Annotated in this window: 11 protein-coding genes; 3 read left to right on the top strand and 8 right to left on the bottom strand. The window is 65.9% G+C overall.

What is annotated here, in order from left to right; translation table 11 throughout:
• Positions 1 to 163: 163 nt before the first annotated feature.
• Positions 164 to 1353 (top strand): IS3 family transposase gene (locus LG306_RS09290; RefSeq protein ID WP_404413560.1). Its coding sequence is split into 2 segments (ribosomal slippage): positions 164 to 416 and positions 416 to 1353, totalling 1191 coding nucleotides; the frame shifts between segments, so codons are not numbered across the junction.
• Here LG306_RS09290 and LG306_RS09285 read toward each other — a convergent pair.
• The 6 genes from LG306_RS09285 to LG306_RS09260 form a co-directional block, all read right to left on the bottom strand.
• On the bottom strand, positions 1323 to 1685 hold the full coding sequence (locus LG306_RS09285) for a carboxypeptidase-like regulatory domain-containing protein (protein WP_404413893.1): 363 nt from the start codon (positions 1683 to 1685) through the stop codon (positions 1323 to 1325). The genes LG306_RS09290 and LG306_RS09285 overlap by 31 nt on opposite strands.
• A gap of 49 nt (positions 1686 to 1734) precedes the next feature.
• On the bottom strand, positions 1735 to 2805 hold the full coding sequence (locus LG306_RS09280) for a LacI family DNA-binding transcriptional regulator (RefSeq protein WP_404413891.1): 1071 nt from the start codon (positions 2803 to 2805) through the stop codon (positions 1735 to 1737).
• Positions 2806 to 3161: 356 nt separating this feature from the next.
• Entirely contained in the window at positions 3162 to 4064 is a 903-nt protein-coding gene (mmsB, locus tag LG306_RS09275; RefSeq protein ID WP_404413889.1) for a 3-hydroxyisobutyrate dehydrogenase, read from the bottom strand.
• Positions 4065 to 4092: 28 nt separating this feature from the next.
• Entirely contained in the window at positions 4093 to 5142 is a 1050-nt protein-coding gene (locus LG306_RS09270) for an enoyl-CoA hydratase/isomerase family protein (protein WP_404413887.1), read from the bottom strand.
• A complete protein-coding gene (locus LG306_RS09265) occupies positions 5139 to 6275 on the bottom strand; it encodes an isobutyryl-CoA dehydrogenase (protein WP_404413885.1) in 1137 nt (378 codons plus the stop codon). The genes LG306_RS09270 and LG306_RS09265 overlap by 4 nt, the downstream gene beginning before the upstream one ends.
• Before the next feature lie 7 nt (positions 6276 to 6282).
• Positions 6283 to 7785 carry a CoA-acylating methylmalonate-semialdehyde dehydrogenase gene (locus LG306_RS09260; protein WP_404413883.1) on the bottom strand — a complete coding sequence of 501 codons (1503 nt, stop codon included), beginning with the start codon at positions 7783 to 7785 and terminating at the stop codon, positions 6283 to 6285.
• A 117-nt stretch (positions 7786 to 7902) separates the two neighbouring features.
• Here LG306_RS09260 and LG306_RS09255 point away from each other — a divergent pair, with 117 nt between their 5' ends.
• The gene (locus LG306_RS09255) at positions 7903 to 8778 is read left to right on the top strand and encodes a LysR family transcriptional regulator (RefSeq protein ID WP_404419686.1); all 876 of its coding nucleotides are present in this window, start codon (positions 7903 to 7905) and stop codon (positions 8776 to 8778) included.
• Between the two features lie 109 nt (positions 8779 to 8887).
• Positions 8888 to 9229 (top strand): TonB family protein, encoded by a 342-nt coding sequence (locus LG306_RS09250; protein ID WP_404413881.1) that lies wholly within the window; start codon positions 8888 to 8890, stop codon positions 9227 to 9229.
• 121 nt (positions 9230 to 9350) lie between these two features.
• Here LG306_RS09250 and LG306_RS09245 read toward each other — a convergent pair whose 3' ends face one another.
• Together LG306_RS09245 and LG306_RS09240 are read right to left on the bottom strand one after the other, a co-directional pair.
• Entirely contained in the window at positions 9351 to 10658 is a 1308-nt protein-coding gene (locus LG306_RS09245) for a PQQ-dependent sugar dehydrogenase (protein WP_404413879.1), read from the bottom strand.
• Complete coding sequence (locus LG306_RS09240) at positions 10655 to 11080, bottom strand: DUF2231 domain-containing protein (protein ID WP_404413877.1); 426 nt, start codon at positions 11078 to 11080, stop codon at positions 10655 to 10657. The genes LG306_RS09245 and LG306_RS09240 overlap by 4 nt, the downstream gene beginning before the upstream one ends.
• Between the last annotated feature and the right edge of the window lie 102 nt (positions 11081 to 11182).

The raw sequence follows: 11182 nt of genomic DNA, 5'->3' as shown, positions 1-11182 counted from the left end.
GTTGTAGCCACCGAAGTTGCGGTTGTTAAAGAGGTTCAGAATGTCGAGCTGCAGCCCAACCTTCTGGTTACCGAAGACCGACAGTTCCTTCTCCAGCTTTGACGTGACCCCCTTAAACTCCTCCAGGAATAGCTAGAGTCCGCCCCTCGAAAGGACGGACAGAATGAAGCGATCACGGTTCACGGAAGAGCAGATCATCGGGATCCTGCGCGAGCAGGAGGCCGGCGTTCCGGTGGCGGACCTGTGCAGGAAGCACGGGCTGAGCTCACCGACCTTCTACAAGTGGAAGGCCAAGTATGGCGGCATGGACGTGTCAGAGGCCCGGCGTCTGAAGGCGCTGGAAGAGGAGAACGCCAAGCTGAAGCGGATGCTGGTGGACTCGATGCTGGACAGCGTCGCGCTGAAGGATCTGCTGGGAAAAAAGTGGTGACGCCCGCTGCGCATCGAGAGGCGGCGGCGCACCTGCAGTCGGCCTACGCGATGAGCGAACGGCGGGCCTGCCGGGTGTTGGGCGTGGATCGGACGAGCGTGCGCTATCAGGCGACGCGACCGGACGACGGCGTCCTGCGGGATCGGCTGAAGGCCCTGGCCCAGGAGCGACGGCGGTTCGGCTATCGCCGCCTGCACGTGATGCTTCGGCGCGAGGGGCATGCGGTCAACAAGAAGCGCGTCCAGCGGATCTATCGCGAGGAGAAGCTGACGGTGCGCCGGCGCGGCGGGCGCAAACGCGCCATAGGCACGCGGCGTCCGCTGGAGATTCCCCTGGTCGCGAACCAGCGCTGGTCGCTGGACTTCGTCTCCGACCAGATGACGGACGGGCGGCGCTTCCGCATCCTGACGGTGATCGACAACTGCACGCGCGAGTGCCTCGGGCTCGTCGCCGACACCTCGCTGTCAGGGCGACGGGTGGCGCGCGAGTTGGACGCCATCATCCTGCGGCGGGGACGCCCGGATACGATCATCAGCGACAACGGCACGGAATATACGTCCAACGCCATCCTGGCCTGGGCCGACGACGCCGGCGTGAGCTGGCATTACATCGCGCCGGGCAAGCCTCAGCAGAACGGCTTCAACGAGAGCTTCAATGGTCGGCTGCGCGACGAGCTGCTGAATGAGACGCTGTTCCGATCGCTGCCGCACGCCCGGGCTGTCCTCGAAACCTGGCGGCGCGACTACAACGAAACCCGGCCTCACTCGAAGCTGGGATGGTTGACGCCGAAGGCCTACGCACAGGCGCTCACCGGACAGAGCGGCCGGTCTGCTGCGCTGGTTGATGGCTGCTCAGACCGGCCTATTGCCAACCCCGCCAACCCCAGTTCAGATCAACCAAGGACTCTCGTTATGGCTGGATGAGAAACGGGGGTCACGTCAGCGGCGACAGCGATATTGACAGTCTCGGTGCTGGTCTCGCCATCCGGGGTTGTCACGGTAACCCGGTAACTACCAGGACGAAGGCCCGAAATCACATAGGTGCCGTCGGCACGAACGGTCGCCCTGGCCGAGAAACCCGACCCCACATCGACTGCTGTCACCACTGCGCCTGGCGCGGGCTGGCCAGATTCTGTCACAGCCCCGCGAAGACTGGAACTGGACGTCTGCGCCTGCGCCCCGCCGACAACCGCCATGCTGATGGCAAGCGCCGATGCGGCGGCCAAGGCGGCTTTACGCGTGTTGAACTGGGTCATCCTGAGCTCTCCCCTCCTGATGGGATCGGTTTTCAGCGACATGGCTGGCCTACCCTTTGTTGAACCTGGCGGACGAGGCCGCCGCGGTGGACTGGCGTTCGACCAGGATCGGCCGAACGATTTCGCAAGCGGTGTCCGTGGCGTCGGCGGTCGCGCCGGCTTGGACCAGGCCGATCAGGCGTTCGACGCCCCTTCGGCCGATTTCCGCGATGTTGACGCGCATGGTGGTCAGCGCGGGCCGCATCAGGGCGGCGATAGGCACGTCGTCGAAGCCGACGACGGCGATGTCTTCGGGGCAGCGCACGCCGGCTTCCTGGAAGGCCAGAAGCGCGCCGACGGCCATCATGTCATTGGCGGCGAAGACGGCGTCGGGCCGTTCCGTCATGGACAGAAGCTGGGTCGCCGCGCGATGGCCCGAGGCCTGGGAGAAGTCGCCCTCGACGATGATCGGGTCATGACCATCCAGCGCCGCCGCGTATCCGGCCGCGCGCGTGTCCGCCTCGATGTTGCCGGCGGCGCCGCGAATGTGGGCGATGCGCCTGCGGCCGGTGGACCGCAGATGCTGGACCGCGGCGACGGCGCCGCCATGGTTGTCGATCATGATGGACGCCCGGCCCGGCTCGGCCGCGCCGCCGTTCATCAGAAGCACCGGCATCCGACCGGCGAATTCGGACGACAGATTCGCCGCGCCCAGATGCGGCGACAGCACGATCATCCCGTCCACGCGCCCGCGCATCGAACGCACGGCCGCCAGGGTGTCTTCCGCGCCGTCATGCGAACTGGAAACGATCAGATGCTTGCCGTGAGCGCGGGCGGCCAGATCCATGCCCCGGATCAGCTCGGAGAAGAACTCGCCGAACAGGTCGGGCAGGATGACGCCGATCGTGTCGTTCTTGCTGGTCGACAGGCTGCGGGCGCCGAAGTGCGGGACATAGCGAAGGTCCTCGACTGCATCGAGCACGCGCTGGCGCGTCGCATCCGAGGTAACGCCCAGGCCGTTCAGCACACGAGAGACGGAAGCCACCGACACATTGGCGCGTTCGGCCACGTCGCGCATGGTGGCGGCCTTGGCGAAGGGCTGGCCCTCCTGCCGTGCAGACGCAGCGCTAGGCGCGGCCATGTCCAATGCGATTCTCCCTGCTCCCTATCGTCCCGGCCCCTTTTCGAAGATCCGTCGATAGGCGATGTAAGCGGTTACATGACACAGGAGCAATGTGCGCCGCAAGCGCCGTTCAGCCACATTTCAGGCGATTTTCAATCTCTGCTGGAGGCGTGCCAACGGGCAACGAAAGCTAAGTCGCTGCTTTGACTGCGCTCTTCACAGGCTCAGTCCGGCGGAGGAAACAAGGCGAACGCGGCAGGCGCGCGCCTTGGTCGCACTAACAGCCGGCGATCCGCGTCACGGCCGCGGCCGCATACGAAAAGACCCGCGCCGCCGAAGCTGCACGGGCCGCAATCACAATGCGAACGGCGAATCTATGCCGGTTTAAGCTCATCCAGCTTGCCGCGCAGCATCTGCAGCATGGCGGAGAAATCGCGGCCGCCGTGCCCGATACCGTCGAACAGGGCGTAAAGCGCCTCGGCCTGTGCGCCCAGCGGCGTCGAGGCGCCGGATTTCGCCGCTGCGTCCTGGGCCAGCTTCAGGTCCTTCAACATCATGGACGTGGCGAAACCGCCCTGATAGTCGCGGTTGGACGGCGCGGTCGGCACCGGACCCGGCCAGGGATAGTAGCTGGTCACGCTCCAGCACTGACCCGACGACTTGGACGCGATCTCGAAGAACCGTTCAGGATCCAGGCCCAGCTTTTCGGCCAGGGCGATGGCCTCGCACGTGCCCAGCATGGAAATGCCCAGCAGCATGTTGTTGCAAATCTTGGCCGCCTGCCCTGCGCCATGATCGCCAGCGCGGATGGTGATGCGGCTCATCGGTTCCAGCGCCGCCTCGACGCGGGCGAAGTCGCCCTCGTCGCAGCCAACCATGAGGGCCAGCGTGCCCGCATCCGCCGCCGCCGTGCCGCCTGACACGGGCGCGTCTGCAAAGGCGTAGCCGGCCGATTTGGCAAGACCGGCGACCTTGCGCGCCGTCTCGACATCGATGGTCGAACAGTCGAGCAGCAGGGCGGTCGACGGCGCCGCGCCGATGATCTGTTCGGCATAGACCTTCAAGACGTGCGGGCCGGCAGGCAACATGGTGATCACCACCTCGGCGTCCTTGACCGCCTCGGCGACCGATCCGGCCGGGACGCACCCCGCAGACGCGGCCCGCTCCAGCGCCTGCGCCGACAGATCGAAGGCGGCGACCGCGTGGCCCGCCTTGGCTTGGTTCGCGGCCATGCCGCCGCCCATATTGCCCAGGCCGATGAAGGCGATCTTGGTCATGATGTCTCTCCCTTTGTCGGCGCCGTGGTCAGGCCAGAGGCGTCCATTTTTCATTGTTCGGCAGCGGCGCGAACAGCGCATCCAGCGTCTCGTCGGTCACGCCTGACAGGTCCGCCGGGGACCATTTCGGCGCATTGTCCTTGTCCACGATCACAGCCCGCACGCCTTCCTGGAAGTCGTGGGTGCGCACCACGCGGCCGCCCAGGGCGTATTCCATCGCCATATTGTCGGCGAAGCTGTTCAGCCGGGCGCCGGTGCGGATCTGGCGCAGCGAGACCTTCAGCGACTGCGGCGACTTGGTCTTCAGGGTTTCCAGCTGCTTCAGCGCCCAGTCCGAGCCGTCCGCCTCAAGCGCCTGGAAAATCTCTTCAACCGTGTCGAAGGCGAACAGACGGTCGATGGCCTCGCGGTGGGCCGACAGCGGCGCAGGCCCCGCGTCCCCGGCGTGGCGCGCAATGCCGGACGACGGATCGGCGGCTTCGCCCATCAGATCGGCCTTCAGCGCCGCGACGCGATCCGCGGGCACGAAGTGCGTGTGGATGCCTAGGGCCACCGTATCGGCCGCCTTCAGCCGCGCGCCTGTCAGCGCCAGCCAGACGCCGGTCTGGCCCGGCAGGCGCGGCAGGAACCAGCCGCCGCCCACGTCGGGAAAGAGGCCGATCCCGGTCTCGGGCATGGCGTAGGTGGTGCGCTCGGTCGCCACACGAATGTCGGCCGGCTCGGAAATGCCGACCCCGCCGCCCATGACGATGCCGTCCACGATGGCGATGATCGGCTTGGGATAGTCGAACATCAGATGGTTCAGCCGGTACTCGGCCAGGAAGAAGGCCTTGGCCTCCGACGCATCGCCCGCCCCGCTCTCGGCGATCATGCGAATGTCGCCGCCCGCGCAAAAGCCGCGCTCGCCGGCATGGTCGATCAGCACGGAGTGGACGGCCGCGTCGCCGCGCCAGGCCAGCAGCGCCTGTGTCATCGCCTCGCACATCGTCCGGTTCAGCGCATGGATCGCCTTGGGTCGGTTCAGGGTGATGCGACCCACGCCGTTTTCGATCCGGGTGACGACCTCGGCTTCGCTCACTTGGTCATCTCCCGCGCGATGATCACCCGCATGATCTCGTTGGTGCCTTCCAGAATGCGGTGGACCCGCAGGTCGCGGACGATCCGTTCCAGCGGATAGTCCTTCAGATAGCCATAGCCGCCGTGCAGTTGCAGGGCCTCGTCGGCGATCTGGAAACAGGCGTCGGTGGCCAGGCGCTTGGCCATGGCGCACCACTTCGTCCTTTCCGGATGGTCGGTGTCGATGGCCCAGGCGCCGCGCAGCACCATCAGTCGCGCCGCCTCCAGATCCGTGGCCATGTCCGCCAGCCGGAACTGCAGCGCTTGGAACTCGCCGATCGGCCGGCCGAACTGTTTGCGGGTGGCGACGTACTCCTGCGCCGTCTCCAGCGCCAGCCGCGCCCCGCCCAGCGAACAGGCGGCGATGTTCAGCCGTCCGCCGTCCAGACCGGCCATGGCGTAGCGGAAGCCCGCCCCCTCTTCGCCCAGCAGATTGGCGACCGGCACGCGACAGTCGTCGAACTGGACGATGGCGGTCGGCTGAGCGTTCCAGCCCATCTTCTTTTCCTGCGCGCCGAACGACAGGCCCGACGTGCCGGCCTCGACCACGATCGCGCTGACGCCCTTTGGACCCTCGCCGCCCGTACGGACCATGACGACATAGACGTCCGACGTGCCCGCGCCGGAGATGAAGGCCTTGGAGCCGTTCAGCACATAGTGGTCGCCGTCGCGCACGGCCGTGGTCCGCAGCGCCGCCGCATCCGACCCCGAGCCCGGCTCGGTCAGACAATAGGAGGCGATCTTCTCCATCCCGACCAACGACGGCACGAACCGGCCGCGCAGATCGTCCGACCCGAAGCGATCGATCATCCATGTCGCCATGTTGTGGATCGAGATGAAGGCCGCCGTCGCCACGTCGCCGCGCGACAGCTCTTCGAAGATCACCGCCGCCTCGACCCGGCCCAGGGCCATGCCGCCGTGCTCCTCAGCCGTGTAGATGCCGCAGAAGCCCATCTCGGCCGCCTGCTTCATCACCGCGACGGGGAAATGCTTGTCCTCGTCCCAGCGGGCCGAATGGGGCGCCAGCTCGGCCTCGGCGAAGGCGCGGGCGGCGTCCTGAATGGCGCGCTGATCGTCGTTGAGAGCGAAGTCCATGACGGCCTCAGCGCATCGTCGGAATGACGAACGAGCTGTCCGAATGCTCCAGCGCCGAGTCCGGCCAGCGGGCCGTCACGGTCTTGGTCTTGGTCCAGAACCGCAGGCCCTCCATGCCGTGCTGGTTGATGTCGCCGAAGGCCGAACGCTTCCAGCCGCCGAAGGTGTGATAGGCGACCGGCACCGGGATCGGCACATTGATGCCGACCATGCCGACGTTCACTCGGGCGGCGAAGTCGCGCGCTGCGCGGCCGTTCTGGGTGAAGATGGCGACGCCGTTGCCGTATTGATGCTGCGACGGCAGGGACAGGGCCTCCTCGAAGCTTTCGGCGCGCACGATCTGCAGCACTGGGCCGAAGATCTCCTCGCGGTAGGACTCCATGGTCGGCTTGACATGATCGAACAGCGACGGACCGATGAAATAGCCCTTCTCGTGACCCTGCAGGCTGAAGTCGCGGCCGTCGACGACCAGTTCGGCGCCTTCCTGCACGCCCTTTTCGATCCAGCCCAGCACGCGCTCCTTGTGCGTTTGGGTCACAACGGGCCCGTAATGGGCCTCAGCGTCGGTGGAGACCCCAACCTTCAGCGACGGGATTTCCGCCACCAGACGCTCTCGCAGTTCGTCGGCGGTCTTCTGACCGACCGGAACCACGACTGGCAGGGCCATGCAGCGTTCGCCGGCCGACCCATAGGCGGCGCCCGTCAGGTCCTTGATCACCTGATCCATGTCGGCGTCGGGCAGGACGATGCCGTGGTTCTTGGCGCCGCCCATCGCCTGGACGCGCTTATGGTTGGCGGCGCCCGTCTGATAGACATAGTGAGCGATGTCCGACGAACCGACGAAGCTGACGGCATGGACCAGCGGATGGGTCAGGATGGCGTCCACCGCCGTCTTGTCGCCGTGCACCACGTTCAGCACGCCGTTCGGCGCTCCGGCTTCCAGCATCAGTTCGGCCAGACGCACCGGCACCGACGGATCGCGCTCGGACGGCTTCAGCACAAAGGTGTTGCCCACCGCAATGGCGACGCCGAACATCCACATCGGGATCATGGCCGGGAAGTTGAACGGGGTGATGCCCGCCACCACGCCCAGCGGCTGACGCATCGAATAGACGTCGATGCCGGGGCCGGCGCCTTGGGTGTATTCGCCCTTCAGCGCATGGGGGATGCCGCAGGCGAATTCGATCACCTCAAGCCCACGCTGGATGTCGCCCTTGGAGTCGGCGATGACCTTGCCGTGCTCGCTGGACAGCAGTTCGGCCAGTTCGTCCATCCGCGCCTCGACCAGGCGTTTGAAGTCGAACATGACGCGGGCGCGACGTTGAGGATTGGTCGAGGCCCAACCGTCAAAGGCGTTCTGCGCCGCCTGGACCGCACGATCGACCTCGCCGGTCGTCGCCAGTTGGACGCGGGCCTGCACATCCCCGGTGTTGGGATTGAACACGTCGCTGAAGCGTCCGGACGCGCCATCGAAAGCCGCACCGTCGATGAAGTGGCGAATGTCGCGCATGGCCTGGGTGTCCCTGTTGGTTCTTTTGTTGCGGCTATGGCTATCACCCCCGCGCGCCGGTCGATAATGCAAAGTTGCAGGCAGCATTCTGCGTTTTTGCAAGACAGTTTGACGACCATGTATGACTGGGACGATCTGCGCATCTTCATCGCGGCCGCGCGCGCCGGCTCGCTGGGCGGCGCGGCGCAGCGGTTGGGCGTGGACGCCGCCACGGTCGGGCGTCGAGTCGCCCGGCTGGAAAGCGCGCTGAAGTCCACCCTGGTCGTCCGCTCGACCACCGGGCTTCAGCTGACCGCCGCCGGCGCCCAGCTGCTCGATATCGGCCTGGAGGCCGAAAGCGCGATGGAGGCCGCCGGCCGCGTGACCCAGCCCGACGCGCCCGCCGGTGTGGTGCGCGTCAGTGCGTCCGAGGGGTTTGGCGTCACCCTGATGGCCCCCGCCCTGCCCGCGCTGCGTCTGGCCCATCCGGGTCTAAGGATCGAGCTGGCGGCCACGTCCGGCTTCCTGTCGCCGACGCGCCGAGAGGTCGATATGGCGATCACCCTGGCCGCGCCGCATGCTGCACGCCTGATCGTCGAGCCGCTGACGCCGTATCAGCTGGCTCTCTACGCCTCGCCCGATCATCTGCACCGCAACGGCGTTCCGAAGACCATCGACGACCTGAGCCGCTTCGACATCGTCGGCTATATCGACGATCTGATCTATGCGCCCGAGCTCCGCTATCTGGACGAGATTCAGCCGGGGCTCGCGCCCCACGTCGCCTCGTCTTCGATCCGGGCGCAGCGGGAGATCATCGCCGCCGGGGGCGGTGTCGGCGTGCTGCCGTGCTTCCTGGCCGAGGGTCTGGTGCGCGTCCTGCCGTCGATCCTGATCGAGCGCCGCTTCTGGCTGGCCACCCACCGCGACGTCCACGACACCGCGCGTCTGCGCACCGTGCGGTCATGGCTGAAGACCCTGTGTCAGGCACAACAGTCCAGCTTGAGGCCGTATTAATCTGGCTCAGAACAGCCTGTGTGTTTTTCGGCCCACACCAACGCGTTTTTGAAAGTTCGGGGAACGGAGGTCTCGTTCAAATCTTAATAGATGGCGAACGAGGCCTGCCATGACACTGACTTTCAGCCTGACATTGATGACGGCCCTGCTGGGCGCCCCGACCGGACCGCTGCTCAAGGACACGGCCCTGTATAGCGCGCCTCAACCCGCCATCGAACGCGCCGTCGCCACAAAGGCCGAAGGTAGCGACCGCTTCAGCGTGCGCCTGCGCTGCACCGCGCTGGCGTCTGGTCATGTCACGGACTGCGTGGTGTTGGAAGAGACCCGCCCCGGCATGGGCTTCGGCGAAGCCGCCCTGGCACTGATGAATGGCGCACAGGTCGCCCCGATCATGGACCGAGGCCGCCCCGTCGATGCTCCGTTTGAACGGACTATCGACTTCACGCCATAGGCCAAAGCTCAGACCTATAAAAAACGCCCCCGGTTGCTAGCAGCCGGGGACTTTTCTGATTCGGCTATTTCTTGACGACAATAGTGACCTCCCTCGCCCTCGCTGGGAGAGGGAGGTCGACTTAGCGCGCAGGCGCGATGCGCCACACCGTGTTCGACAGGTCGTCGGCGACGAACAGCACGCGCTTGTTGCCATCGAACGCCACGCCGACAGGACGCCCGCGCGCCTTGCCGTCCTTCAGGAAGCCTGTGGCGAAATTGACGGGTTGACCCGCCGGACGGCCGGCGTTGAACGGCACCCATACGACCTTGTAGCCGGACGGATCCTGCCGGTTCCAGCTGCCGTGCATGCCGATAAAGGCGCCGTTGGCGAACGACCCGCCAAAGCCGCCATTACGGGCGAAGTCCAGGCCCAGGGCGGCGACGTGCGATCCCAGGGCGTAGTCCGGCTTGATCGCCTTTGCGATCATCTCAGGGTTCTGCGGCATCACGCGCGGATCCCGGTTCTGGCCCCAATAGCTGTAGGGCCAGCCGTAGAAGGCCCCGTTGCGCACTTGGGTCAAATAGTCTGGGACAAGTTGCGGCCCCAGTTCGTCGCGCTCATTGACCACGGACCATAGCAGATTGGTGGTCGGTTCGATGGCCAGGGCCGTCGGATTGCGAATGCCGGTCGCGATGGTGCGACGTGCGCCGGTCGCCCGGTCGATTTCCCACACTGTGGCGCGCTCTTCCTCGACCGCCATGCCGCGCTCGCCGATATTCGAGTTCGAGCCTGTGCCGACATACAGCTTCGATCCGTCCGCACTTGCGGTTAGAGATTTGGTCCAGTGGTGGTTGATGCGCGACGGCAGTTCCGTCACCCGCTCGGCGGGGGTCGCGATGCCGGTCTGGCCCGGCTGGAAAGCGAAGCGAACCAGCGCCCCCTGTTCGGCGACATAAAGATAGCCGTCGACATAAGCCAAGCCGTAGGGCGCATCGAGGTTGTCGACCAGAACCGTCCGCAGTTCGGGCGTGCCGTCGTTGTTCGCGTCGCGCACCAGGGTGATGCGGTTGCCGCCTTTGATCTTGGTGTTGCCCTGCTTCTTGATGACGCCGGCGATCACATCCTTGGGCCGCATGGCGGGCGCATGGCCGCCGCGCCCCTCTGCGATCAGCACGTCGCCGTTCGGCAGGACCAGCATCTGGCGCGGAATCTTCAGATTGGTGGCGAAGGGAGCGATAGTGAAGCCCTGCGGCACCGTCGGCGTCTCGCCGTTCCAGCCTGCCGGCGGGCTGATCTTCATCGGCGGCACCAGCGTCTCATTGACCTTGGGCAGATCGGGCGTCGCGCCGGTCTGGTTCAGTTTCGCATCGCTGGCGTTGCCGCACGACGCGACCGTCAGAGCCATGGCCAGGGTGGCGGCGCTGGCGGCGAGCAGATTCTTGTTCATCGGACGCTCTCCCGCGCGGCATAGGCGGTCCAGCCGGCGACCAGGACCAGGATTGTGCAGAGGATGGACAGGATCAGACCGAAGGCTCCGACGGAGCTCCAGGCGTCCTGGCTGTGTTTAAAGGCGTTCACCAGCCCCAGCACCCAGGCCAGCGCGAGGGCGACCAGATGCACCGTCGCCCGCCGAGACCGTCCGTGGCGCAGACCGACGACGAAATCCAAGATCGAAAACAGGCCAGCGACACCGCCGAGCACCAGCGCTCCAGTGATCAGCCAGGCCGAAAAATTGGTCCACTGAACCTCGGCCGTCTTCAGATAGGCGATGTCGGTGAACAGGGCGAAGGTGAACAGCGCGATCGGAAACGCCAGCAATAACCAATGCAACGGTCTAACGACCGCGTCCTTCAGTCCATGGGTGCTCATGCCAGCCCTCTCCGTAAAGTCTGGCTTGGCTAACCGTCTGAACGGAAAATGGTTCACTGTTGACACCACGGCGGGACGAAAGGTCTGCGCCATAAGACCCGA

The organism is Brevundimonas vesicularis (assembly GCF_044807075.1).
GTDB lineage: Bacteria > Pseudomonadota > Alphaproteobacteria > Caulobacterales > Caulobacteraceae > Brevundimonas > Brevundimonas vesicularis_G.
The sequence above is the reverse complement of the archived record's forward strand: the minus strand, read 5'-3'. Positions and strand labels throughout refer to the sequence as shown.